The organism is Mesobacillus sp. MER 48 (genome assembly GCF_023714225.1).
GTDB classification, from domain to species: Bacteria; Bacillota; Bacilli; order Bacillales; family Cytobacillaceae; genus Mesobacillus; species Mesobacillus oceanisediminis_A.
In genome coordinates this window covers 739027-763815 of record NZ_JAMAUR010000002.1, presented here as the reverse complement: position 1 = coordinate 763815, position 24789 = coordinate 739027, and the positions used below count along the sequence as shown (strand labels likewise).

Sequence of the window (24789 nt, the reverse complement as noted above, 5' to 3'; positions counted from 1 at the left end):
CCTCTTATTGCTCACCTTAAAGGAAAAAGCAGAATACTGAATAGATTTGAAAACTCTTGCCTTTTGCAAGGTTTTTTTATTTTTGGGAGGAAAATCCCTTTGAGTATTAATTTAGTAGTGAGAGATAAAGGGATAGATAGGTAATATAGATATGAGCTAGATAAAAAAACAACCCCACAAAATACTCTGGTTATTTCTAGTCAAATTTGAAATACATGGTAAAATATTTAATAGAATGGGGGATGAATAGATTGGTAACGACCGACTCTTTGAAAAAAGAACTAAAAGGACTGGATTTTAATAACCCTGAAACGATAATACTTAAAGACCTCGATACACTTATTGCACATATGGTAGATTATATTGGCTCGACTGATCCGGAATTAAGAGACAAACTGATTTATACTTCATTTTATTACATCATTAATCAGGATTATTTAAATCACCCGCAACTGGAGTATTTACTCCAAACATGCCTTGATCAGAACCATTTATTTTTAAGCATAGGTTCAAAAAACGATGACTCGGTATTTACCAGAGCATTTTCTTCATTGGTGGTTGCTCTCGTTTTAGGAAAAGATCGCAAAGAGCGATTTCTATCAGAGGATACCGTCAAAAAGACCATTGAAAGCAGCATGAAATACCTTCTTGAGGAAGAAGATACACGGGGATATATCGAGGAAAAAGGCTGGGCCCATAGCATCGCTCATGGTGCCGATTTGCTGGATGAAGCCATTAAGCACCCTTTGTTCGATAAGACCTTGGCAAGCGAATGTCTGGATACGATCAGGAGATGCATTTTAATAGAAACAGCTTATGTGGACGAGGAAGATGAGCGACTGATTGCTGCCATAATTTCTCTATTGGAAAAGGAAATGAATGAAGACATTTTAAAAGATTGGGTTGCTGAACTTTCGGATGAAGTAACAGAAATTAGAGCCAGCAATGGCTTTTCACCTACTTTTTTCCGAAAAAATACTAACTTAAATCAATTCCTGAAAGCACTTTACTTCCGATTACTTTTTCTTGGAAGAGGCACTCAAACTCGCAAAGAAATCGAACGTATTTTAAAGGCCAATCTTTTAGTTTAAAGTGCTCGTTTTACTGAGCATTTTTTCTTTCCCAAAATGATCTCTATTTTATTATATACCATCCTTTTACATCAAAAAGAACGCAAACAGTATGCGTTCTCTTGTCTTTACAACATTTGCTCAGCAATAGCTATTGTATCTTCTTTTATTTGATCCGCGGATATATTTGGATTGGTGTAGCCAATATTATAATAGATACCATCTTTTACAAACGAAAGAGTTCCGTTATAGTATCCTGCTACTCCCTTGGTTATTTGAACTTCTTCTCCTAGCGACTCGGCGTACTTTATTTTAAAGTTATGGACGGAAATCATAAGTATAATTTTATCATCTTTGTTTTTTGAAACACTCATTAAATCGACTTGTAACTCTTTACCATCATGCTTGAAATCTTCAATGGTCATTTTCAGGGGCATGGCGTCAAAAGGAAGATCCTTAGGCGGCTTTACTTCAAATGGCAAAGCTTCTAAACCTACTTTAATGGATGGTACATTATATGGGATGGGGATACTTTTCAATTGTTCCTCGGTGGCATTACCGGCTTGTTCAGCTTTCTCAAGTTTATCAGTGTTGAGGGTACCGTTTTGTTTTTGCTGACAACCGACCAGCAACATTACAAAGATTATAGGAAAAAATGATAGCTTTTTCATTTGTTCTCCCCCTTTACTTTTTAATACGGGGGAAGCCTTCAAATGTTACAAAAAATATCCATAATTTCAAAAAAACAAGGACTACTTCTTACCATTCCAAATCTTCTCTCCAAAACCCACCGCCAGGACACTGAAGATACTTCCAATCAATATAATAAAAGCTGTCATTCCTTCTCCTCCTTTTTTTCCCACCAATGATTAGGCCTTTTCAATGTAGAGGGTAATTTGGTTGCAGGATTTCCCTTGGCGGAGTTGATCTGTGCCTGTGTAAGAAAAAAGCTGCCTTCCAGATTGGCCCCGCTTAAATCAGCGTCCCTCATATCAGCACCGATAAAATCACACACTCTTAGGTCTGCTTCCCGAAGGTCAGATGCAATCAGCAAAACCCCACGAAAATCAGAGCCTTTTAGGTCAGCACGTCTAAGCTTTGCTCCAACCAGATTCTTGCCTTTTGTTTTTTTTCCGCTTTTCACTTTACTTCGGACCAATTCGCTTGTCTGTAACAGCAGTTTGTTTACAACTGACCGATACACGGGGATATCCAAAGCAAGTAGTTCACCAGCCTCTAGATAGGTAAGCTCCTCTATTTTGGCATAGATATCCTTAATCTTAATTTGAAGTGATTTTGCCTCTTTCAATGCCTTTGCTTCATTCAGGTAACAAAGCATTTCATGTAGCTGCTGCATGATTGGAAAAACATCATACATTTCCGTCGCTTTCTCTGGCTGTTTTCGCCAATCAAGTCCTTTATAGGTTACCTGGGAAACTTTCTGGCCAGCCCCAAAGCATTCGTATACGGTACATCCTTTGTAACCTTTATCCCTAAGTTTTTCATGAATTCCACAGCGGAAATCCGCCTGCAAATTCCTGCAAGGAGACCCGCTTTCTTTATCAACAGGAAAATCCGCGGATTTCGCATATGGCAGAGCCACACAGCATAACCCAAAGCAGCTTTCACAATCAGCTCTAAGATTATTTTTAATCAATTGGCTAGTCATTTCTCTCATTGTCTCCATTACCAGAAGTTGTTAAATTTAGATTAACATAAATTCATAATCCCTTAAATAAAAAAAGAGCAGGGATTTTCCCTGCTTAGAGGTTTAACGGGTCTTTGCGACTGCTCCATATTCCGCAACCAGTTGTGATTCTAGAAACTTTGCAAGCTCTAACATTCCGTATTTACCTGCTCTTGCTTCTGCGTCTGAATTGTAATTCGTATTTGTATTAATATCGTAAGTAAAAATTTCACCAGTCTCATTTCTGATAAATTCAATTCCGGCTACTTGAATATTATTTGATTCTAATACTCTCTTATATATTTCAATAACGGGATCTTTAAAGCCTTCAATCACTTGGAATTTCGGCTTTTCCTCTACTTCTTCCCCTACAGGGCAGAACAGGTCGCCGATCTGGCAGGCATCTGCCGGGCATAATTCAAATCCTTCTGATGTATCAACTTTTACTGCGTAAACAAATTCTCCGCCGACAAACTCACAGCGAGTGATATAACTTTCAGGAGACTGGATATATTCCTGAATCAGTGTTATTCCATCAACAGGTTCCTCAAACGACGGGCCCTCCACATATGCCTTAAGTGCTTCAACAGATTGAAACAACTGCACGCCAAGCCCTTTTCCAGCTCGATTGTGCTTCGTGATAAAGGCTCTTCCCTCAAATGGTTTTGCCGCTTCCAGCAGCTGTTGTTTTCCCACAGTGGCGATAGTCCGCGGAGTCGTTACCCCATGCTTGTTCAGCTCAAGGTATTGCTTCACTTTGCTGACTTCCAGTTCCAGAGCCCTTGATCCGTTGTACACCTTCCGGCCATGTCCCTCCAGCCAGGCTATTACCTGAGCCGAATATTCAGGTGCGAACCGATGTCCTCTTGTATGGGAAGAAGCACTCATTCTGCTGTAAAAAATCCCCTCTGGCGGCTTCTTTGAAAAATCAAGCAGCCCTTCGTCCAGATGCCACTCTTCAAAAGGTACTCCCAGCTCCTCCAGGCGTTTTGTTAAATGGACAGTCCATTCACTGTTTTCATGGATGATATAAACTTTACTCATGATCTTCATCTCCTTAAGTTTATTTATCTATCAAACTGTCAGCTGCTTTCTTTTTACCTCCACAAGCGGCATGACCTGTTTCGCGAATCTCTCCATCTCTTCCAGCTGTGGCGAGAATTGCAGCAGAAGCAATCCCAAGCCTGCTTCTTCATACTGTAAAATCCGCTCGGCAATTTGGTCAGGTGTACCTACCAGATTAGGACGCAATCCTCGGTTAGACACCGAATAATCCTGAAGCTGGATTTGCTGCTCCAGCTGTGATTTGCTGGTGAAGTCCTTGAACCCAGCATAGGCACTGGATTCTTTTACAGAAGTGATCCGTTCCAATTCTGCGAATGCTTCTTGCTCAGTGTCCCGGCAAATTACGTATGCTGCCATTCCAAACTCAGACAGTTCAGGATTTAAAGTAGCTTCCCTGCGATTTTTCATATCTTTAATTTTCTGTTCAATTTCTTCCGCCGTTCCGCCGTGCATAACATAAGCATCACATTTCTCGACAATGGTTTGTTTTCCCTTCGGACTTTCGCCGCCCGCATATAAAATTGGATTCGGACGCTGAACTGGTTTAGGGAACAACTTCGTATCCTTCAGCTGATAGAACTTGCCTTCATATGAAAAGCTTTCTTCACCCCATAGCCCCTTCAATACGTCGATGAATTCATGTGTACGATCATAGCGCTCGTCATGCTCTGTAAAAATACCGCCGTACTGGCGTGCTTCTTCCTCCCACCATGCTGAAACCACATTCAGAGTAAAGCGCCCATTGCTGATCTGATCGATGTTTGCTGCCATTTTTGCCGTAACCGCTGGGTTGTGGAATCCTGGCCTCACCGCTGACATGATTTCGATTTTTTCTGTTACTGTAGCCAATGCGGCAGCGGTTGTCCACGCTTCAAGTGAATCATGCTCAGGACCTTTTATATCATTCAAATAAAGTTCGGCAATTAAAGTAGTTGAGTAACCCCATTTTTCTGCTGACTGAATCACTCTCTTTGCATAATCAAAAGTTGGTGGCATTTGTTCATCCTCAACATTTCTTAACCACCCGCCAAAAATCGGCAGCCAAAATCCATACTTCATTCTTCTCTCTCCTCTGCTCAAATCATAATCTCAACTTTACCAACCTGTTAAGTCGGTATTAAAAACAAAAACATGGAGACCATATAGTCTCCCCTAAAACAAAAAGCTCCCTTCATAAAGAAGAGAGCCGTTTTATACTCTCTTCTCATCTTTCAGACAAAATTGTCCGCAGGAATTGGCACAGTATTCGTTCAGAACCTGTTGCCGAGGTTTCGCAGGGCCTATCCCTCCACCTCTCTTGATAAGAAGATATCTGTATTAATTTTTAGTTCGTTAAAGTGATAATATTCTAAATTCAGCCAAAAGTCAATTCGTTTACCGAAGTAAATTTTTAGCTTCCTACCGGAAAACCTAGCAAAAACTTATTCACCCTCTGTGCAGCTTCCTGCAGTCTTTCGGGAGGCTGAACCATGGCAATCCTGACATAGCCTTCTCCCTGCTGTCCAAAGGCGTCACCTGGAACCACAACAATCCCTTCCTCTTCAATCAACTTGAAGGCAAATTCACGAGACTTCCATCCATCCGGAATTTTAGCCCAGACAAACATCGTTGCTGGAGAATTGGCCACCTGCCAGCCGCTATTTCGGAACCCTGCCACCAACGCATCCCGCCTTGCTTGGTACTGTTTCAACTGATCCTCAAGAAAAGAAAAATCAGAAGTCAGTGCAGCAATGGCTGCTTTTTGAATTGGATAAAAAACTCCATAATCGATATGTGATTTAAAGGAAGCCAGTAAGTTTATAACCTCCGAATTTCCCGCCACATAGCCAATTCTGCAGCCAGCCATATTAAACGTTTTTGAAAGCGAATTGAACTCTATGCCAACTTCCTTTGCCCCTGGAACAGACAGGAAACTGATTTGTGGATTTCCGTCATAGATCAATTCAGAATATGCGAAATCATGGACGACTAATATATTATGTACACTGGCAAATTCAACTACTTCTTCAAAGAAGTTTCTATCTGCAAGTGCTGTTACAGGATTTCCAGGATAGCTTAAAATCATCATTTTCGTTTTTCGCAAAACTTCATCTGGAATTTCATTTAGCACGGGCAGGAATTTATTCTCCTCCAACAGCGGCATAGGATAAATTTCCCCTCCAGCAATCGTTACGCTAGCTTCGTAGATTGGATACCCTGGATCTGGGACCAGTACATAATCACCCGGGTCAACTATGGCAGTCGCCAAATGCGCAAGTCCATCCTGTGAACCCATCAACTGCAATACTTCTGTTTTTTCATCAAGCTCGACAGAATACCGCTGGCTGTAAAAATATTTTACTGCTTCATTAAACTCGGCGATGCCCTTTAATGTGTAACCATATTTACCGGGATCCATTGAATATTTCGCCAGTGTTTCCATCACAAATGTTGGCGGCTGGAAATCCGGACTCCCAATGCTTAAGTCTATGACATCCTTGCCATTCATCAATGCCATATGCTTCTTGTCTACTACTTCCTGAAAAATGCTCGAAGTCATCTTTCTGATCTTTTCTGATCCGTAAATATTCATGGACATTCCCCTTTACTGTTCAATGATTCATGATGTTTTCATGGAAGCTGATTCCTCTGAATTTTTTAAATATAAAATCGATTATAGCAGTTTCACTTTATCAGTTCTAGAAAAAAATGAAAAATGAGCTGCATTGCAGCTCACAGAATAAGTTCCATTTTAGAATAAAAGGTGTGCGATCGGCGCTACAATGATAAGTGTAAGGATTGTTCTCTGAATCCAAATGACGACCAATTTTCTCAGGCTGATTGGAATTTCTGTAGACATTATGCTTGGAATCAGTGCAGAGAAAAAGACTATGGCTGAAACTGAAACTACGCCAATAACAAACTTGGTTACCATTGGCGCTTCCGTTACAAGCATGGCAGGCAGGAACATTTCGGCGATTTCAATTGCAGATGCCTTGGCTGCCAGCATGGGTTCAGGAATCTGGAGTATCAATGTGAATGGGTAGAAAATATAGCCAATCAAATCGAATACAGGAGTAAACTCTGCTAAAACAAGACCCAACAGACCTACAGATAGAATGGACGGCAAAATACCCATTGTCATGATCATTCCATCGCGCAAGTTATCCAGAATATTTTTCCCCAGGGAGGGTGCTTTGTTCGCTGCGATCATAGCTTCTTCCCATGCTGTTTTGAGACGCTTCTCCGTCACTGGTTCCTCTGGAACACCTTTTCCCTCATAGTATTCGTCACTCATCGTCCTTAATGGACGCAACCTGACTGTGATAGCGGTTACAATAAATGTAACGAAAAGTGTCGTCCAAAAATACGTATTCCATACTTCCATTAATCCCAGCGTTTTTGCGACTACAATCATGAACGTGGCAGATACGGTAGAAAAGCCGGTCGCAATAATGGTTGCTTCTTTGATCGTATACTTGCCTTCCTTGAACACCCGGTTAGTAATGAGCAGTCCGATTGAATAGCTTCCAACAAAGGATGCAACTGCATCAATCGCTGCTCTCCCAGGGGTCTTCCAGACTGGCCGCATGATTGGCTGCAGAAGAACACCAAAAAATTCAAGGAGGCCATAGCCGACAAGCAATGCCAAAAAAACGGAACCAATCGGAACCAGTACTCCTACCGGAATAACCAGCTTTTCATATAAGAAAGGTCCCATGCCAGGTTCAAATAGCCATGCTGGCCCAACATCTGTCAACATCATTAATGCTACTATAACTCCAATTACTTTCAGAAACGAAAAAATTATAGTCGTCGAATTCTTATTCCAAGTTTTTCTGTAAAAAGGATAGATGGCACCAAATAAAATTACAATAAATGCGTAATACGGAACTGCTGCAGAAAAAGTGGTATTAATCCAGGTCACTAAGTGGTCAAGCGGGATCGACGATTTCCCGCCCACAGCAATTGGAACAAAAAACATGAATATGCCAATCGCACTAAACAGAAAGAACTTAATCATACTCTGGTTTGATAATGGTAGTTCCGGCTGTTTGCCAGCCTTTACTTCAGGCGTGTTCTGCACACAACTTCCTCCTTTATTTGATTATTCAGATTATTCGTAAGAGAGGAGCATGATTTTGCTCTTCTAGTTACCTAAGGAAAAGTGTTCTTTTAATATTTATTCAAACTTGAATGAAAATATAGTGAAAGGATTCTATTTTTTGTTTTAAATTCAGTCGACAATCTCTAATATTCCTTATGTTCACACAAAAAAGGACTGCCAGAGCAGCCCTTACATCGCTATGTCCGTGTAATAATCTTATCAATAATTCCGTACTCCAAGGCTTCCTGTGCACTCATGAAATAGTCGCGGTCAGTGTCCTTTTCGATTTTTCCCACTGGCTGGCCAGTGCGTTCTGATATGAGTTTATTCACATGGTCACGAAGCTTTAGGATTCTTTTAGCGGAAATTTCTATTTCGGTAGCCTGCCCTCTTGCCCCGCCTAGCGGCTGATGAATCATAATTTCGCTATTTGGCAGTGCAAATCTTTTTCCTTTTGTGCCGGCAAGCAAAAGCATTGCGCCAAACGATGCTGCCATCCCGATACAGATGGTGCTGATATCTGGTTTGATATACTCCATCGTATCAAAAATCGCGAACCCTGCAGTTGTTGAACCCCCGGGACTGTTGATGTAGATAGAAATATCTTTGTCCGGATTATCTGCTTCAAGAAATAATAGCTGGGCTATGACACTGTTGGCCACATGGTCGTTGATCTCATCACCAATCATGATGATGCGGTCTTTCAACAATCTGGAATAAATATCGTATGAACGCTCGCCACGATTAGATTGCTCTATGACATAAGGAATCGTACTCACATTGTTCCTCCCTTTTCTGCTTATGCAGCCATTTTGAAAATAGAGAGAGGTGAACGAGAACATGAATGCAATGACATTTCCGGAACGGATGCTGCAAGAGACGGAATCTCCTGAATGTTTTCCAACAAAACTGACGGGTCCTCGGATTGCAGCGATTCGCAAAGTAAGTCTGATAGCAGGTTTTCTTCATCATCGCTCAAATCCTGCCCCAGCTCTCGCAGTCTGCTATCCTTATCAAGCCTCTTTCTTGCCCGATGAAGCGAAGCTTTAACAGCCATTTCACTAGATCCCATCAGCTCGGCAATTTCATGTGACTGAAAACGAAATGCTTCCTTCAAAACCAAAATCACCGCCTGCTTCGGCGTCAATTTGGACAAAAGCGTCTCAACAGTATCGATCACATTCCCTTGAGTGCTCGATTCTAGATTTTCCGGAATCCCCGTTACTTCACGGCTGTGCTTCCTGATTGTATCCACCCACTGGTGATAAGCCATTTTTTTCAGTAAGGCTCTGCTGATCTGGGATGGCTCATAATGACGGATTGCCTTCATGGTCACTTCCTGCAAAAGATCATCACCATCCCAGCTGCTCTGGGTTAAAAACCGGCAATATCGCTGCAGGCTTTGATAATGGCTCATGACACCCGATTCCTCTTCATTATTTACATTCCTGAGCTTGTCGATCGACATTCTGTTCACTCCTTTGAACCTCTCTGCACCTTTAACGGATTGAGGGGGATAAAAGATACGGCCTTTAAAATATTTTTTTAGTAAACGGTATCATTATATATATTACTCACTGTGTTACATTGAAACTAATGTAAAAATTAACGTATGACTTATTTTTGACAGCTATCCATCGTTTTGATCTAATCCTGTCAAGATCACTGGCTTTTTTTGACAGCTTTCCCTCGTTTTGCTCCTAACCTGTCAAGATTACGGGCTTTTCTTGACAGCTTTGCCTCGTTTTGCTCCTAACCTGTCAAGATTACGGGCTTTTTTTGACAGCTTTCCTTCATTTTGCTCCTAACCTGTCAAGATTACGGCCTTTTCTTGACAGCTTTGCCTCGTTTTGCTCCTAACCTGTCAAGATTACGGGCTTTTCTTGACAGCTTTCATTCGTTTTGTTCCTAACCTGTCAAGATTACGGGCTTTTTTTGACAGCTTTCCTTCATTTTGCTCCTAACCTGTCAAGATTACAGGCTTTTTTTGACAGCTTTCCTTCATTTTGCTTCTTACCTGTCAAGATTACGGGCTTTTCTTGACAGCTTTCCCTCGTCTTGCACTAAACCTGTCAAAATACTGACTAATACTAAATGTCTATAGTTCGTTAACTAAACTTAACTACTCTCATATGGTTCAATTATTGTTCATTCGCTTTTCCCAGTTCACCTTAAATTCAGGTGAGGCATCAGGTATAACAAAATCCTCTATCACTTGATTCACTTTTTCCTCCGATACAAGATTGTAGGTCGATAACTTTATTGTTTGATTGTTTATTGTCTTTATAACAAGATATTTCAATGAACTTCCTCCCCACTTAATATCACCGATCTCATTAATGGGAATACTTTTTCTTCTTCCTTTTAAGATTCCCGATTCAATAGTGAATATAGTCCTCCCAGATAGAATCACACTAATGAGTTTTAACAAAATGGAACCAGAAAAGATTAACCCAATGATTCCGATGATGCCGACTAAAAAGCCCCTTACGATTCCTGAATCAGGAGCGACTACGAAAAGAACAAATGCTGATAATAATGTCCCAAATAGTGCAGAGGTAATCATACAGCCGGCTCCAGGAGCTGTATAAACGACTTCCACCTTATTTTCTGTTACTTTTATATTATGTTCTTCCATTTTAAGTTCACCTTTCACAACCATATATAATAAAAGCTTACAGAGCTAATCTCTTTAGCCTGCAAGCTTCTAAAAATTTATGCGCCTTTATTGCTCATACGCTTATTCCAGTTCTCTTTAAATTCTGGAGTCGCATTTGGAATTACATAATCATTAATCACCTGGTTCACTTTTTCTTCTGGAACGAGGTTATAAGAAGATAACTTTACAGTCTTTCTGTTTGTCGTTTTGATTGCCAGATATTTCAATGAACTGCCAGCCCACTTCATATCTGTGATTTCATCAATCTTAACTGCTTTGTTCTTCCCTTTAAAATACCCATCCTGAACTGTGTATACTGCCTTCCCGGTGAGTAATGCTCCCACAACCTTAAACAGCACCATACCGATAAACAACGCTCCAAATCCACCAATGATAACTCCAATAAATGCTCTGACGAACCCTGAAGTAGGGACTATGTAAAATAAGATAAAGAGGGACGCCAAAAACATGATCCCTCCTCCAGTTAGCATGCAGCCAACTCCCCCGCTTGTATAAACTACTTCGACACGATCGTCGTAAATTTTTATGTTATTCTCTTCAATTTTATTTTCCATATTGCACCTTTTTCAATGACTCTATGACATTTTCTTTAATTAATTGGTCAACTTTACTGCGCTCGCACTGATTCATATAAAAAACATCCTCATTTTTTTCAATGATCCAGTTATTCTTGCTGTCATTTGTAAATAACACGACATTCTTTGCTACTGGCTCCTTTTGTTCCGTAAACTCCATGAATAACAGAGTATTTAACAATCCATTAGTTGATTTAAGAGTTTCATAGAATTCCTGTTTTTCCCCATGGAGCACAGGAAGTTCAAAATGTTTTTGGTTACCCTCCAGTGAGTCAAGCAACTGTTCAAATTCTGTCTGGCTTAATTCAAATCCGCTGCCACTACCATCTTCGCTTATGCGGTAAAATGCAGAAATTACATCTGCTGCTTTTCCTGCAGTTACTTTTTCAAAAACATGTACCTGCTCATCGAAAAGCAGGGAATGCTGAAGGACCGTCTTCCCGTTAAAATGGAATGATACAGACTCCTCCCCGCCGTCTTCCCCATGACGGGAAGCTTTGATTGATTGGTCTGAGTAATTTAACATAGAGATGACCTCAGAAAGCTCTTCCACTAACATGAATTTGTGATTTTCATATACCAAAAGACTTTTAGACAAAAGTGAACGTGTTGTAATTTGAAGCAGAAGATCCATTTTTTCATCGTCCAGATCTCCGAAATAAACCTGCTTCAATGCATTCCCATGTTCAAAATATCCTTCATTGTAAAAACAGTAAATTAATTCTTCGATAGAAAGTGAAATTTTATTCATGTTTCCCTCCTAGCCTCCAAACCCAAGGATTGACTTTGCCCCGCTCAATAGGCTTGAAGCATGTTCTTTTACATCATTAAATCCATCCTTCACCTTACTTACACCGGAAGCAATAGCCTCTGTTCCTTTATGAATCCCATCTTTAAAGTGCAGGGCAGTTTTATCGACCCATGCAGGTGTTTTATTTGCAATCTTGTCGCCAACCCAGCTACCAACAAAACCGCCGATTGCAGCACCAGCAACTGTTCCTATAGGTCCAGCTACACTTAGGAGAGTTCCGCCTATAACAGCCCCGGCAACAGAGGTCGCAGATACAACCGTAGTTTTATAAACTGCACTGCCTACCACCTTCGCGTTTTCTTCTTTCAACTTCTCTCCGCTATAAAGGTTATAGTTCTCGGTAATTTTTATCCCTGCGCCAATTGTTTCGGCTCCGGCTGTTATCAGTACGGCCAGTGCGGCATTTGACTTTCCTAACCTCAGCCCGTTTTTCAATACACTTCCTGCATTATTTTTAACTGCATTGAGCATCGTACCGGTTTTACCTTCAGCAATAAGTTTCGAAACGCTGTTACTGAGGCCAACAATGTCCTTTGGGAAATAATTAGCTGTTCGCTTGTAGATTAATTCAGACAGTGTTTTTTTGCCAAAAGCTCTTGTAGGGCTGACCATCAACCGTGCAAGCATATTCATTTTAGAGCTTTCAATTCTGTGAATCATGCTAGCCATAGGCAACCGCATCTTACCCAGTAAAACGTCATCGACTACCTGGAACTTGCGGAGTACTCCATCAATATCTGAGAACCTGAATCCAAGCAAGTGCATGAGTCCTGCCCCTGCAGCATATTGTGCACCATGCAGAAAATCCACCCATCTGCCATAGGTATTATTGTACGTTTCATATAAATTACTGGCAAAGTGTCCATCAATCTGTTTCCTTGCCGCTTCAATCGCCTTATTGACAGCATCCGCCTGACGATTCACGCGGTTTTCCGAATTCCCATAACGGTCGGCGGATTGAGTGGTAAAGGATTTCAATTGCTTCATATGCATTTCAATTCGGTCAGAGGAAGCCGAAACACGCCGAAATTGACCGCTGATTCCATTGCGTCCGAGTATCCGTGGATCAACACTGCTTCTTACCCCGGCAACCTTATTCTGAATGCTTTCAAGTCGGCCGATTGTATGACTCAAGCCTGAAACGGAATTATTTACAGTATTAATGTTAAATACAATTTTTGAAGACAAGGACCTTCACTTCCTGTTTTAAAATTTACAAACAACACCAATGGGTTGGTGAAGTTTTCCATACTTTTCATTATAGATGAGAATGTTTATTAATTAAATATTATTACCTAAATATAGGTTTAAAGGATTATTTAACCAATTTATAATCAAGGTCTTTTTACCCGCATTTTTCAGCAGTTAAACTCGTTTTCGGTGCGAATGTCCAATTAACCAGGAAAATTCCAATGAAAATCAGGGCCCCTCCGGCATAGACATACCATTGCACGACTTCATTCAACAGCACCCAGCCTGAAAGCACACCGAAGAAAGGGGCAAGGAACAGGAAGGCACTTGTTTTTCCAGGATCACCCTGATTTATTAGGTAAAACCAGATTGCAAACTGAACGATTGACGCCATGATGGCCAACCATAAGATAATCGTAATGGAAATGGGGTTGAGCGCCAGCCTTGGTGTTTCCATTGTAAGCCCCATCAACAAAAGGATACTTCCACCAAATAACATCTGGTATGCGGTCAACACCCAAACATTGAAACGGCTTCCCCATTGTTTGATCAGGATGGTGCCAATCGACCATGATACCGCCGCGCCTAGACCTAGAAGTGTTCCGGTGGTGAGTTGCAAATGGAATCCCAAAGTAATAAATACTCCTAGAAAGCCGACAATGGCCCCCAGCCACTGAATAAGCCTGTATCTGATTCCCAGGAAAATGGTCCCCATGATCACAACCATCAATGGATTGGTAAAGGTTAAGATGGAGGATTCTCCTGCCGTAATTGTCCGTAAGCTAAGGAAGATACAGCCCATGACCCCTGCTGTTTGCATCAAGCCAATGACAAATATCCTTCCCCAGTCAGCAAGTTTTGAAGGCAACGGATTTTTCCTGACGATCACAGCCATCAATAATCCGGCAATCGTGAACCTCAATCCAACCAATAATAATGGGGAAACATATGTCAAACCGATTTTCCCGACTGTAAAAGAAGAACCCATCAGAAAGGTAGTCGCAACCACTAGCACAACAAATAAATATGGATGTATCCTGGTTTCAGGCAAATCAATCCCTCCTAACAATTCCTACTATATTCTTTCTCCGGGGATCGAATTCCTTCCATTGCGAAACCGAAAGTTAATCGGCTTTCATGGAGCCTGGCTCACTTAATCATAAAAAAAGGACTGTAATCAACCCCAAAACACTTCGAGGTTGCCTACAGTCCGAGAAACATTTTAGCTATTTTCTTGAACATCCCTATATGCTAAAATTTGCACTTTCAAAGAAGAATAAACTCCCACCGCTGCATTTCCATAGAAAAAGCCCATGAAAACACCTGCCCAGAGGTTATGTGGGTGGGCAATGAAAATAGAAATAATTAAACCAATCAAATTTGCAATTCCAGGAACGCAGGCCTTACGGGGATGCAGCAATATTTTTAGTATCTGTGTCGCAAAAATGACAACTGGGACTGCGATAACTGCATCCCAAAAGTTCGTGTGAATGATTGGAAAAGCCTCCATGTAATGTACCAACCTTCTTTTTAATGAATATCTTTTCCAGTCTATTCATTCTTATTACATAGATTGTTTTTAGCGTTTTTTGAGGGCTTTCATCTCATAAAATTTCCTCGCTTTTCTTTACATCGGCAAACCAGCGCAGCACTCCATTGTGATGGTTTATAATCTGCTGTGCTGATAATTCTGTGGTCGGCCAGGTGCTATGCAAATCAGACACTAAGGTTACTTTATATCCCTTGCTGAATGCACTCCGGCAGGTCGTATCGACGCAAACTTCTGTTTGGATTCCTGCTAACACCAAATGTTGAATGTTCTTTGCTTTTAATTCCTGTTCTAGAGTAGTGTTGACAAATGAATCTGGAGTGTTTTTTTGGACAATGATGTCACCCTCATGAGGTGCTATTTCAGAATGGACTTCCCACAAATAAGTACCATGCACCAAGGAAAGGTCGTTGTGTTGGATGTAGATAATTGGCATCTCCTGCGCACGTGTCCGTTCTATCAGTGTTTTCATTCCTTTTAGCAACCCTTCCCCATTAAATACTACGTTCCCTTCCTGAAACATTTCATTTTGGACATCTATTACTAACAGGGCTTTCCTTTTCATGGCCTCATTTTCTCCCCTTATAAAAGCATCTTCTCTAACTTATTGAGCGCTTCAGTTCCAGCCAGAGTGATAAAATAGGAATCAAATACTCCCTTGCATTGACTCTAGCTGTTGGTACTTTCTTGCTACTTCATCTATCTTTCTGCTGGTTCTTTTTCACTCAGTTCACCATTCTCAATCGTAATTAACCTGGATGCAGAATTGACAAACAGTCCATTTTCAACCACCCCCGGAATCATGTTCAACTGCACCTCAAGTTCAGCGGGGGATTCGATTCGCTTAAAGTCACAGTCCAGTATGTAATTGCCATTATCCGTTATAAACGGTTGAACTTCTTTTTCTCTCAATTTCGGCACACACCCCAGGCTTTTGATATTCCTGGCAGTCATTTCAACTCCAAATTGGACAACCTCCACTGGCAGCGGAAAAGTCCCCAGCTTGTGCGCCAATTTGGTGGAATCGGCAATCACAATAAAGCTGGAAGCAGCATTTGCGATGATTTTTTCCCTTAGTAATGCCCCTCCTCCGCCTTTGATCAAGTTCAAATTGGAATCCACCTGGTCTGCCCCGTCAATGGCAATATCAAGTGCATCGACCTTTTTCAAATCGACCAGGGGAATTCCTTCTTCCTTCGCAAGCGCTGCTGTCTGTTCGGATGTCGGGACTCCTTTGATTTTCAGCCCGCCTCTTACTAATTCACCCAGTTTTCTGATTGTATAATAAACGGTGGAGCCAGTCCCCAGACCAACCACCATTCCATCTTTGATATACTCAACCGCCTTCTCGCCAACCATCCGCTTTTCATTCATTTGTTATCACCTCTCGTTCATTTTACCCTTTAATTAAGAAATACTCGCTATGGCGGTGAATATGGAATCTCTTTTTAGCGTTTAACCATTTTCACGAAATAATCCATTAAATGTCATCTTTTAGCATTTCATATGATTTAAAAAAACAACTTTTTTGTAAAATTAGATGGCCCCAACATTCTCTAACACCTCGGGTATTCACGGATATTTTCTTGAGTAATTGGCCTGTGATTTCAATATTCTTCCTTTTCTCCTCCCAAGACACACTCAAGATAATTCGATAAAAAGACCTTTTTTTCCTTTATGTTGTGTAAGGTGTTGTATAACGTCTTTACTCCTTGATTATTACCTTGACAATATCAGCAAAATCGATGGAAATAGCAATGCCATCTTCAGTGACCAACCGAACCCGCTTCCGGATGGGATCGAGGTAATGGATATGCCCTGTTTCTTCATATGTAAATCCGTCCCACCATTTTGTGATGATGACTGGGTATGTATATTCCATCGCGCAGCAAATCTGGTTCTCCAGTTCCTGGATTTCGTATTCGTCGAGCAGCGGACGAGGCTGCCGCAATTCATCCCGGGCGAGTTCTCTCAACAAGGCACGATGTTCCGGCATAAAATGTGCCGGCATAAATTTCAGCTTTCCTCTGTCTCGTATTCTCATGCTGACCATCCTTTCGGGATAACTTATCTTCATTATATCCCGAACAAACGTTCGTAAACCATACCAATTTTATTTTTCCATGAAAAAAGACCAGCCTCAGCCAGTCTACGCAGTCACTTCATGATATTTAAAATAAGTCGAGAGCTTTGAATCGACATGATCCTTCCACCCATCAAGCGGTACGTTCAAATTCTTTAGTATTTTATAGGCATGAACCCAGGCACTCATCTCTGCCGTTATCCGGTAGGACCAGTCATTCAGCCATTTTTCATAATCCAACTCTCCATTTACAAAGTCAATTAAATGGCCGACTTCATGGGCAAAAGCATAAATATTTTCAAGCGTGGTCGACAATGGAATTGTTATGGACATGTTAGGATTAAAATTGATTTTTTTCTTAGAATCATAAATCACCCTGCAGTTCAACTTCTCCGCCTCTTCTACTAAACGTAAAAAAGTACCATACGTTACCATACCATTTTCCCCTTTTTTCTTTCTAGTTTTCTAACTATTATATACTAATTTCTATAATTGCATACCCTTTTTCTTAATTTTCAGAAATCACCTTTTTAAAGATAGGACATCTTTTCTCGGCATATCTTGATAAAAGGTACAAATAATTGGGAGGTGATTTACTGTGAATATACATGTCATTAAACCTGGGGACAGTCTATGGAGAATTGCACAGGGATACCAAACAACAATCAACCAAATCGTTTCAGCAAATGAACTTGATAATCCTAATGTATTAGTAGTCGGGCAATCGCTTGTGATACCCGAGAATAACCGGGAATATGTCGTCCAGCAGGGTGACAGCTTATGGTCCATCGCCTCCCGTTACGGGGTTACTCTCCAGGAACTCGCAAGCTACAATAATATAACGGATCCATCATTGGTGTTTGTTGGCCAGTTGCTTAAAATGCCTTATTTTTCACACAGGATTCAGGCTGGGGAGACCCTCTGGGCAATTGCACAGCGATATGGAGTGACGGTCAACCAGATTTCAGAGGCTAATAATATTTCGAATCCCTCTCTTATTTATACAGGGTATGTTCTGAGAATTCCCGCACCTGCAAAACCAGTAATCGAGGTTAATGCCTATATAACCAGGATGAGTGAAGCAGGAAGTCTAACTATCTTAAAATATGGCTCCCTTTTTACCTATCTATCGCCTTTTTCCTATAAGGTGAGTGAAAGCGGTGAATTGATTGAACTGCAGGATGCAAGAGTTCTTCAGGCTGCAAAAAGGACCAACACTTCCCCTCTGCTGACAATCACAAATGAAGCGGATGGGGCTTTCAATTCAGACCGGGCGGCTGCCATCCTGCGCAACCCAGCTGTTCAGGATACTATTTTGACCAATGTCCTTGCAGAAATGAGAGAAAAGGGCTATTCAGGACTGAATATTGATTTCGAGTACGTGTATCCCGAGGACCGGCAAAACTACAATGATTTTCTGCGAAAGGCTGTTGCCCGCATGCATCCCGCCGGTTTTACCGTCTCCACTGCCCTGGCTCCGAAACAAAGAGCCGACCAGCAAGGGTTGCTGTATGAAGCCCACGATTATAATGCACATGGACAAATTGTTGATTTTGTCATCATCATGACGTATGAATGGGGCTGGTCTGGAGGCAGGCCATGGGCAATTGCGCCGATAAACGAAGTGAAGAAAGTCTTGGATTATGCAGTCACAGCCATTCCGCGTAAAAAAATCCTGATGGGTGTGCCTTTGTATGGCAGGGACTGGAACATTCCGTGGGAGCAGGGAACTTACGCGAAGACACTGAGTCCAAAAGGAGCAGTTGAACTTGCCGCACAGCAGGGAGTGAACATACAGTTCAACGAACAGTATCAATCCCCCTTCTTCCGCTATACAGACACAAACGGACAGCAGCATGAAGTATGGTACGAAGACGCAAGAAGCGTACAGGCGAGATACGATACGGTAAAAGAATACGGACTGCGAGGTGTGAGCTACTGGGTACTAGGGCCTTCTTTTCCGCAGAATTGGCCTGTGCTGCAGAACAACTTTAGGGTGAGGAAGCTATAAAAAATACAGCAGAATCCTGCGATTTTGGAATCGCAGGATTTTTTAAATGCCATCAAATATGGATCTCGCAAGGAACCTGAACAAATAGAATACCAGCCGGAATGGAAGAAGGATCAACTCCGGAATATAAAAAAGCACATCAAAAACAAAATCCACAAAAGTATAACTGCCGTTCCGCTTCTTTTTCCTTCTCTTTTCCGACCGTTTTTCTGCAAACATACCAGGTTCCTCCTGTGATTTTACTTATCATTGCACTCATTACAAATTATTTTACCCTGATACTGTATAAATGCTTTAGATCTCTGTCATCTCCTTTGATTGGTATTTCATTTTAACTAAGTCACCTGGGTTTTAATACGATTTTTTAGCAAGAAAGTTTCAAATTATATTCAAAATTGATGTAGGTCGGAAACCTCTTTCTGCTTCTAAAATACCTTTCAACCGTCGATAAAATCACTCCAACTGTCGAAAAATGCTGTCCAACCGTTAAAAAAACTGCTACAACCGTTCATATTTTCTCTCTAACCGTTAAATATCTCTTAATCAAAGCCAAAACAATCTCCAATTGTTAAAACCCTGACCAGTTCCGGCCAGGGTTTTAGAATTTTAATATATATCCTGCCTAATAAAGACCCCAAATGAAACAATCAAGGCCGCTAATCCCCAAACAGCCAGCACTACAAGTGAAAAGCCCAGCGACATTCCTTCGATTGGCGGTGCCTGTCCGGACAGGTAGCCTGTCAGATTCAAATTGATCATGAATAGGTATTTTGCCGATTCCCATGAGGAGACCATATTGCTAAGGATGGCACCGGATATAAGTGCTGCGAGCATGACACCCATTCCGGCTGGTGTGTTCCTGATCAGAACGGATAGCATGAAGGTGATCGTGCCGACAATCAGCGCCACAAACCACACAAGGCTGAATTCCATCAGTAGATACTGCCACTGGGGAATCATCTGGACTGCATTCGTGTTCAGTTCATTCCCTTCAACACTGAACCCGGTGATCACAGAGGCTGACCATCCTTGATAACCAAATATTAGCCCGGATATCAAATATGAGAGCACTCCAAACAGGACAACGATGATTGAGACGGATAGAATCAATGCGATGTATTTGCTCATCAGGATCTTCCAGCGCTTCACCGGCCGTGTCAGCAACAGCTTTACCGTGCCTGCTGTCCGCTCAGATGATACGATATCTGCCGCGACAACCATGATCATCAATGGAAGGAACAGGTTGATCGAATGCTCGGCGAACATCCTCGCGAAGCTTGGTGCACCAGGCTCCATCGGGTTCACATTTTTATCGAGATAATATTGTTGCTGCTGGATCCGCAGCAGCAGCTCGCTTTTCCACTCGTCTGAAATCCCGCTGCTCGTGATCCTGTTTTGCGTATCAATGATTTGCTGCTGCAAGGTCGTCCGCCAATCCACATCCCCGAAACGTTCAAGCCGCCTTTCAATTTCCCTGTATTGGGAATAGGTGAAAAGCGCCACAAGAACCGCGATGATTCCAGCGACTATCAGGATTCTCTTTTTGCGGACGATTTTAAGCATTTCATTCCTGACGAGGCTAATCAATCGATTCACCTCCAGTCAACTCAAGGAAAAGGTCTTCAAGCGCAGGCAATTTCCTGTTCATTTCGTTTACTTGAACCCCTCTTTCCACTAACATCTGATTCCATTTTGCCGATTGAGTTTCAAGATAAGGGGTGATAATAGCCCCATCCGGGCCGTCCAGTACATCTGTAACACCACTTAAAATCTCTTTAGCAGTCTCCCGGGGTTCTGCCTGCCAGATAATTTTTTCCTGCAAAGCCAAAAGGTTTTCTACATAATCGACTTTAATCACCGAACCCCTCGAAATAATGGCGACACGGTCACACATCAGCTGGATTTCACTTAACAGATGGCTTGATACAAGAACAGTCAACCCTTCTTCCTCAGCGAGATAACGGATAAAATTCCGCATTTCCCTTATGCCCATCGGATCAAGGCCATTTGTCGGCTCATCAAGGATTAACACCTTCGGCTTGCCAAGCAAGGCCTGGGCAATTCCAAGGCGCTGCCGCATCCCGAGGGAATATGTTTTAACAGGGTCATGAATCCTCTCTTCAAGACGAACTAGTTCGACAACATAATCCATATAGGCACGGTCAACATCTGGCAGCATCCTCGCAAAATGCTCAAGATTCTCCCAGCCTGTCAAATAGGAATAGAGTTCGGGATTTTCCACGATACAGCCCATCTGCGCCATTGCTTTTGTGAAATTCTTCCTGACATTATAACCGCCAATTTCAATTGTTCCGGCACTTGGTTTGATCAAACCGACAAGCATGCGGATGGTCGTCGTTTTGCCCGCTCCGTTGGGCCCAAGGAACCCAAAGACTTCCCCTCTTTTCAAATCAAAGTCGATTCCTTTGATGATCTCTTTTTTGCCGATTGTTTTTCTCAGCCCTTTTACAGACAGCGTAATCTCACTCATCCTTCTCCCCCCTTACCATGTAATCAAAGACGCGATCCGTTCCGCAATCAGCCTGTACCCCTCTGCATTCGGATGGAATTTATCTGTGTACAAATAGTCGTTGACACTCAACTGGAATAAGTCGAAGGTAGGCACATAAATAGCCTTCTTCTTCTCATCAAGAAGTTTATTTGTATCGTAATTCCAGTCACGGACAATTTTCGTCGTTACCGCTGAATCATTTAAATCGATGAATGGATTATACAAGCCAATATGGAAAATGACTGATGAATCATTCAAGCTCCGCAATTCTGTCAGGATGGAATCAAGATTTTTTAAATATTCTTCCTTCGCCAGGGTTATTTTCTGTTCATCCATCTGTAAAATCGTTTGTCCGCTCTGGAACAGATCATTGCCGCCAATCGTAATCAGTATATAATCTGCATCCTGGACTTTCCGCCGGATTTCGCCCTGCTTCAGCTGTTCAAGCAGTTGATTTGAACGATAACCTTTGACTCCATAGTTATGTATTGAAATTTTCTCATTTGATTTTTCTTCTAACTCTTCGACAAGATAACCAATATAACCCTTGCCTGTGTCATCCCCGGTTCCCCGTGTCAGTGAATCTCCGAGGGCAACAATGACCTTGGCGTCTTGATCTGATGGTTTATCCTCAACCGGCTTTGCCTGCTCAATGGCACCAGTTGAACCTTTGCTGAAAAATTGATTTTGAATTGTCCAGCCGAGACCAAACAGCATTATGATCAATGAAAGCACTGAAAAGAACAGTGTTATACCAACAGAATATTTTTTCACCTAAACATCCCTCGTTCCACTAATTGGTAAGGTTTATTTTATAATAATTTTCCCGTTATTAAAAATGATAATACTGTGGCAGATGTGCTGGCAGTGGCTTCCTCTCTTTTAAAAAGCAAAAAAGCGCGCAGCATTTTATGCTGTACGCGCTTTTAGATGGCAAATGCATGTTTCCCTATTGTTTTCACGACATCACGAGTGAAAATCCATTTGCTTGTTGCAGTTTCTGGATTATAAAAATACAGGCAATCAATTCCATTCTCATTTTCCAGTGCATCTTCAACTGCTTTGATTGCTTCTTCGTTTGCAGGTTTATTGATTGCACCATTTTGGACCGGTTGGAATGCGTTTTGCTGGTATATGACTTCTTTTACGGTATCAGGAAATTGTTCGTTCTCCACTCGATTCAGGACAACTTCTGCCACAGCCACCTTGCCTTCATATGGCTCACCTTTTGCCTCCGCATGAACAAGGCGTGCTAGAAGCTTCACTTCCTCTTCCTTGATGAAACGTTTATCTGTGACTGAAGACTCCTTGACGACAACATCCACTTTTTTCGTTTTCAATGTATCCGCCTTAATGGGTTTAGTTGTTTCTGCAGCATAAACTGTATATGAACCAATTACTAATGTAAGGATCGAAACCAGCATAAGAATTTTTTTCATAGTAAACCTCCTGTTTCGTTTATTAGACTTTACAGGCCCTATAATAGGCTAACAGGCTTACAATCATATCACACTAGTGAATCATTGGGTTAAACTTTAACTTATACCAAGAAGGGTAAAAACTGTATCAATTATTACGGGATTATTCTTACTCGTAAACTTTGTTACAAATTTTTAATGCTTATATCTAATTTCCTATCTATTTCGTAAGTCTAAATAACTGTTTTTCTAAAAATTCAGAATAAATATTTTTTACTATCACACTTCATGTTAAGATGTTGGAAACTATTAACAAAGTGGAGGATGATAGAATGAAAAAGAAAAAAGCACTAGGTTACATACTTACAAGCGGTTTAATCTCTGCTTCTCTGCTGGGCACAACAGTCACAAGTTTCGCAGACTCAACGACAACTCCAAATGGTCCATGGGTTCAGGATGAACAGAATCTGTCTTTTGAAAGCCTTATGTCAAATGAGCAACTGGAAAAAAAACTAATACAGATAGAAAAAACCTCCCAGGGCAGGATGGTCCTGGAGCAGTTCGGTACGTCTAATGACGGCTATCCGTTATACGTCAGCAAATTCGGTGACAATGATCCGAGCAAAAAGCGGGTATTAATTTATACTCAGATCCATGGCAATGAAACACTTGGCACCGAGGCAGCTGTTGAATTAATGCAAAAGCTGGCAGCTGGCGGACAAGAAGCGGATAAAATTCTGGAAAAAGTCAGTGTCTGGTTTGTTCCGCGGATCAATCCGGACGGTACTGCCAATCTGTATGAAGGCAAGCCGTTCCCAACTCGATACTCCCATCAAACATGGAACCCAGAGGAACTTGGCCTCCCTTCCGGAACGAAAGCCCCTTGGTATTATAATGCGGAAGGAAGCGAACGAGGACAAAACAACGAAGGAAAAATTGTCTATGGAATCCCTGGTTTTGACCTAAATCGAGATTTTCATCCAAACTATGATTTTGACGTAACTGAAGAGATCAGCAAGGATCCGGCCAAAGTAGCAAGTATTTTAAATGAAAGAGGCACAAACAATGGTTCCCAGGCATCACTTGTCTTCTCTCCTGAAACACGTGCATTGACAAAACTTGTCAAGGAACTAAATCCAGACGTGGCCATCGACTTGCATCACCGCGGATTCAATCGCTTGTCTGAAGATGACAGCCGTTCCGTATCCATACAGCTACTCGCGCAATTCACGACCAAGCCATACACAGATCCTTTCAGCGAGAAAACTTATGACCTGGACCCTGAAGTATTGGAATTAAGCAAGAAAGTAAATGCAGTGGCATATGAATCCTTGCAACGAGGCAATTCATCTTACGGAGCCATTCAAAAATACCCTACGGTCAACTATCCGGGATCGGGTCTTGGCGCCATCCAGCTGAACGGTACAGCAACAATGCTAATTGAAATAAAAGTGCAAACCCAAACCCTTGGCCAAAAACAAAACGGGATGTTAAAGGAAACGGCAAAAGTTCCAGCGATGGCCGTGTTGAACAGCATAGCAGATGGATCAGTTGAAAAAGCGGATCCTGCTGTCTATGATGCTATACCAGAATATGCTCTTCCGGTAAGTCCTGGCGGCGGGCACGACCATTAAGCACAGAAACACCGCACGAGAGTCCCTCCGTGCGGTGTTTCTATTTTGGTTGATGTTCATGACTAAACCACTTCAGACAATGTTTCAAGATATGCATTCGAGCGGTCAAAATAAATAGATCATCAGAGTTATTTTCAACATAGCGTTCGATAATACTGAATCCTTTACTGAACCTGCCCACCAGCAATAAAGTGTATTTTTCATCCCAATCAAACGTATTGATCCTTTTCAGTTCAGCAGCCAGCAATTGAAATTTATACTCTTCTACCCATGACCTGACCTGATACAATTTATCGTGATTTAAAATCAATCCGGATTTCTCCTGATAGCATTTTTGAACAAAGTCGGAAAAACCCCTTATTTGATTAGCCAATAGATTGGCTTTTTGCATTTTAAATTTCAAGTTTTCCCCTCCC

Annotated in this window: 27 protein-coding genes and 1 riboswitch; of the genes, 3 read left to right on the top strand and 24 right to left on the bottom strand. The window is 41.6% G+C overall.

The genetic code is table 11. From position 1 onward, the window contains the following. Positions 1-269: 269 nt before the first annotated feature. On the top strand, positions 270-1091 hold the full coding sequence (locus tag M3593_RS10105; protein WP_251541664.1) for a DUF2785 domain-containing protein: 822 nt from the start codon (positions 270-272) through the stop codon (positions 1089-1091). A gap of 107 nt (positions 1092-1198) precedes the next feature. Here the strand turns inward: M3593_RS10105 and M3593_RS10100 are convergent, their stop codons facing one another. The 18 genes from M3593_RS10100 to M3593_RS10015 form a co-directional block, all read right to left on the bottom strand. Continuing rightward, a complete protein-coding gene (locus tag M3593_RS10100) occupies positions 1199-1741 on the bottom strand; it encodes a hypothetical protein (protein WP_251541666.1) in 543 nt (180 codons plus the stop codon). 164 nt (positions 1742-1905) lie between these two features. Beyond that, the gene (locus M3593_RS10095; RefSeq protein WP_251541667.1) at positions 1906-2739 is read right to left on the bottom strand and encodes a pentapeptide repeat-containing protein; all 834 of its coding nucleotides are present in this window, start codon (positions 2737-2739) and stop codon (positions 1906-1908) included. Between the two features lie 102 nt (positions 2740-2841). Further along, complete coding sequence (locus M3593_RS10090; RefSeq protein ID WP_251541669.1) at positions 2842-3801, bottom strand: ATP-grasp domain-containing protein; 960 nt, start codon at positions 3799-3801, stop codon at positions 2842-2844. Between the two features lie 30 nt (positions 3802-3831). Further along, positions 3832-4881 carry an LLM class flavin-dependent oxidoreductase gene (locus M3593_RS10085; protein ID WP_251541671.1) on the bottom strand — a complete coding sequence of 350 codons (1050 nt, stop codon included), beginning with the start codon at positions 4879-4881 and terminating at the stop codon, positions 3832-3834. Positions 4882-5023: 142 nt separating this feature from the next. After that, a riboswitch (SAM riboswitch) is annotated at positions 5024-5129 on the bottom strand. 83 nt (positions 5130-5212) lie between these two features. Next, positions 5213-6394 carry an LL-diaminopimelate aminotransferase gene (locus tag M3593_RS10080; RefSeq protein ID WP_251541673.1) on the bottom strand — a complete coding sequence of 394 codons (1182 nt, stop codon included), beginning with the start codon at positions 6392-6394 and terminating at the stop codon, positions 5213-5215. A gap of 159 nt (positions 6395-6553) precedes the next feature. Continuing rightward, a complete protein-coding gene (locus M3593_RS10075; protein ID WP_251542316.1) occupies positions 6554-7825 on the bottom strand; it encodes a YjiH family protein in 1272 nt (423 codons plus the stop codon). Positions 7826-8106: 281 nt separating this feature from the next. Beyond that, complete coding sequence (gene clpP, locus M3593_RS10070; RefSeq protein WP_251541675.1) at positions 8107-8688, bottom strand: ATP-dependent Clp endopeptidase proteolytic subunit ClpP; 582 nt, start codon at positions 8686-8688, stop codon at positions 8107-8109. A 20-nt stretch (positions 8689-8708) separates the two neighbouring features. Next, positions 8709-9377 carry a sigma-70 family RNA polymerase sigma factor gene (locus M3593_RS10065; RefSeq protein WP_251541676.1) on the bottom strand — a complete coding sequence of 223 codons (669 nt, stop codon included), beginning with the start codon at positions 9375-9377 and terminating at the stop codon, positions 8709-8711. Between the two features lie 669 nt (positions 9378-10046). Continuing rightward, positions 10047-10547 carry a DUF5381 family protein gene (locus M3593_RS10060; protein ID WP_144475893.1) on the bottom strand — a complete coding sequence of 167 codons (501 nt, stop codon included), beginning with the start codon at positions 10545-10547 and terminating at the stop codon, positions 10047-10049. Between the two features lie 77 nt (positions 10548-10624). Next, on the bottom strand, positions 10625-11143 hold the full coding sequence (locus M3593_RS10055; RefSeq protein WP_144475894.1) for a DUF5381 family protein: 519 nt from the start codon (positions 11141-11143) through the stop codon (positions 10625-10627). After that, a complete protein-coding gene (locus M3593_RS10050; RefSeq protein WP_144475895.1) occupies positions 11133-11915 on the bottom strand; it encodes a hypothetical protein in 783 nt (260 codons plus the stop codon). Before M3593_RS10050 ends, M3593_RS10055 begins: the two co-directional genes overlap by 11 nt. Positions 11916-11924: 9 nt before the next feature. After that, a complete protein-coding gene (locus tag M3593_RS10045; RefSeq protein WP_251541678.1) occupies positions 11925-13163 on the bottom strand; it encodes a glycine zipper 2TM domain-containing protein in 1239 nt (412 codons plus the stop codon). 157 nt (positions 13164-13320) lie between these two features. Continuing rightward, positions 13321-14202, bottom strand: coding sequence for a DMT family transporter (locus M3593_RS10040; protein ID WP_251542318.1), 882 nt, complete (start codon positions 14200-14202; stop codon positions 13321-13323). A gap of 186 nt (positions 14203-14388) precedes the next feature. Next, entirely contained in the window at positions 14389-14676 is a 288-nt protein-coding gene (locus M3593_RS10035; RefSeq protein ID WP_251541680.1) for a hypothetical protein, read from the bottom strand. Between the two features lie 94 nt (positions 14677-14770). Then, positions 14771-15280, bottom strand: coding sequence for a cysteine hydrolase family protein (locus M3593_RS10030; protein WP_251541681.1), 510 nt, complete (start codon positions 15278-15280; stop codon positions 14771-14773). A 134-nt stretch (positions 15281-15414) separates the two neighbouring features. Beyond that, on the bottom strand, positions 15415-16089 hold the full coding sequence (gene rpiA / locus M3593_RS10025) for a ribose-5-phosphate isomerase RpiA (RefSeq protein WP_251541683.1): 675 nt from the start codon (positions 16087-16089) through the stop codon (positions 15415-15417). A 331-nt stretch (positions 16090-16420) separates the two neighbouring features. Beyond that, on the bottom strand, positions 16421-16759 hold the full coding sequence (locus tag M3593_RS10020) for a YolD-like family protein (protein WP_251541685.1): 339 nt from the start codon (positions 16757-16759) through the stop codon (positions 16421-16423). A 105-nt stretch (positions 16760-16864) separates the two neighbouring features. Beyond that, entirely contained in the window at positions 16865-17233 is a 369-nt protein-coding gene (locus M3593_RS10015) for a hypothetical protein (RefSeq protein ID WP_251541687.1), read from the bottom strand. Between the two features lie 163 nt (positions 17234-17396). On the opposite strand from M3593_RS10015, the gene M3593_RS10010 reads away from it, so the two are divergent. Continuing rightward, on the top strand, positions 17397-18809 hold the full coding sequence (locus M3593_RS10010) for a LysM peptidoglycan-binding domain-containing protein (protein ID WP_251541689.1): 1413 nt from the start codon (positions 17397-17399) through the stop codon (positions 18807-18809). Positions 18810-18851: 42 nt separating this feature from the next. On the opposite strand, the gene M3593_RS10005 is transcribed toward M3593_RS10010, so the two are convergent. The 5 genes from M3593_RS10005 to M3593_RS09985 form a co-directional block, all read right to left on the bottom strand. Continuing rightward, positions 18852-19028, bottom strand: a complete 177-nt coding sequence (locus M3593_RS10005) for a hypothetical protein (protein WP_251541691.1) — start codon at positions 19026-19028, stop codon at positions 18852-18854. Positions 19029-19415: 387 nt separating this feature from the next. After that, entirely contained in the window at positions 19416-20396 is a 981-nt protein-coding gene (locus tag M3593_RS10000; protein WP_251541693.1) for an ABC transporter permease, read from the bottom strand. Next, complete coding sequence (locus tag M3593_RS09995; protein ID WP_144475904.1) at positions 20389-21300, bottom strand: ABC transporter ATP-binding protein; 912 nt, start codon at positions 21298-21300, stop codon at positions 20389-20391. The genes M3593_RS10000 and M3593_RS09995 overlap by 8 nt, the downstream gene beginning before the upstream one ends. A 12-nt stretch (positions 21301-21312) precedes the next feature. Beyond that, the gene (locus tag M3593_RS09990; RefSeq protein WP_251541696.1) at positions 21313-22095 is read right to left on the bottom strand and encodes an SGNH/GDSL hydrolase family protein; all 783 of its coding nucleotides are present in this window, start codon (positions 22093-22095) and stop codon (positions 21313-21315) included. Between the two features lie 152 nt (positions 22096-22247). Further along, positions 22248-22760 carry a cell wall hydrolase gene (locus M3593_RS09985; RefSeq protein ID WP_251541698.1) on the bottom strand — a complete coding sequence of 171 codons (513 nt, stop codon included), beginning with the start codon at positions 22758-22760 and terminating at the stop codon, positions 22248-22250. A gap of 311 nt (positions 22761-23071) precedes the next feature. Here M3593_RS09985 and M3593_RS09980 point away from each other — a divergent pair, with 311 nt between their 5' ends. Further along, positions 23072-24373, top strand: a complete 1302-nt coding sequence (locus tag M3593_RS09980) for a M14 family zinc carboxypeptidase (protein ID WP_251541700.1) — start codon at positions 23072-23074, stop codon at positions 24371-24373. Between the two features lie 40 nt (positions 24374-24413). Here M3593_RS09980 and M3593_RS09975 read toward each other — a convergent pair whose 3' ends face one another. Continuing rightward, positions 24414-24776 carry a hypothetical protein gene (locus M3593_RS09975; RefSeq protein WP_144475907.1) on the bottom strand — a complete coding sequence of 121 codons (363 nt, stop codon included), beginning with the start codon at positions 24774-24776 and terminating at the stop codon, positions 24414-24416. Positions 24777-24789: the final 13 nt, after the last annotated feature.

Coding starts and splice junctions, on each gene's coding strand:
- M3593_RS10080 (WP_251541673.1), bottom strand. CDS start 6,394: ATGAATATTTACGGATCAGAAAAGATCAGAAAGATGACTTCGAGCATT.
- M3593_RS10015 (WP_251541687.1), bottom strand. CDS start 17,233: ATGGTAACGTATGGTACTTTTTTACGTTTAGTAGAAGAGGCGGAGAAG.
- M3593_RS10075 (WP_251542316.1), bottom strand. CDS start 7,825: ATGATTAAGTTCTTTCTGTTTAGTGCGATTGGCATATTCATGTTTTTT.
- M3593_RS10055 (WP_144475894.1), bottom strand. CDS start 11,143: ATGGAAAATAAAATTGAAGAGAATAACATAAAAATTTACGACGATCGT.
- M3593_RS10100 (WP_251541666.1), bottom strand. CDS start 1,741: ATGAAAAAGCTATCATTTTTTCCTATAATCTTTGTAATGTTGCTGGTC.
- rpiA (WP_251541683.1), bottom strand. CDS start 16,089: ATGAATGAAAAGCGGATGGTTGGCGAGAAGGCGGTTGAGTATATCAAA.
- M3593_RS10005 (WP_251541691.1), bottom strand. CDS start 19,028: ATGTTTGCAGAAAAACGGTCGGAAAAGAGAAGGAAAAAGAAGCGGAAC.
- M3593_RS10085 (WP_251541671.1), bottom strand. CDS start 4,881: ATGAAGTATGGATTTTGGCTGCCGATTTTTGGCGGGTGGTTAAGAAAT.
- M3593_RS10050 (WP_144475895.1), bottom strand. CDS start 11,915: ATGAATAAAATTTCACTTTCTATCGAAGAATTAATTTACTGTTTTTAC.
- M3593_RS10065 (WP_251541676.1), bottom strand. CDS start 9,377: ATGTCGATCGACAAGCTCAGGAATGTAAATAATGAAGAGGAATCGGGT.
- M3593_RS10095 (WP_251541667.1), bottom strand. CDS start 2,739: ATGACTAGCCAATTGATTAAAAATAATCTTAGAGCTGATTGTGAAAGC.
- M3593_RS09980 (WP_251541700.1), top strand. CDS start 23,072: ATGAAAAAGAAAAAAGCACTAGGTTACATACTTACAAGCGGTTTAATC.
- M3593_RS09995 (WP_144475904.1), bottom strand. CDS start 21,300: ATGAGTGAGATTACGCTGTCTGTAAAAGGGCTGAGAAAAACAATCGGC.
- M3593_RS10060 (WP_144475893.1), bottom strand. CDS start 10,547: ATGGAAGAACATAATATAAAAGTAACAGAAAATAAGGTGGAAGTCGTT.
- M3593_RS10030 (WP_251541681.1), bottom strand. CDS start 15,280: ATGAAAAGGAAAGCCCTGTTAGTAATAGATGTCCAAAATGAAATGTTT.
- M3593_RS10035 (WP_251541680.1), bottom strand. CDS start 14,676: ATGGAGGCTTTTCCAATCATTCACACGAACTTTTGGGATGCAGTTATC.
- M3593_RS09985 (WP_251541698.1), bottom strand. CDS start 22,760: ATGAAAAAAATTCTTATGCTGGTTTCGATCCTTACATTAGTAATTGGT.
- M3593_RS10020 (WP_251541685.1), bottom strand. CDS start 16,759: ATGAGAATACGAGACAGAGGAAAGCTGAAATTTATGCCGGCACATTTT.
- M3593_RS10090 (WP_251541669.1), bottom strand. CDS start 3,801: ATGAGTAAAGTTTATATCATCCATGAAAACAGTGAATGGACTGTCCAT.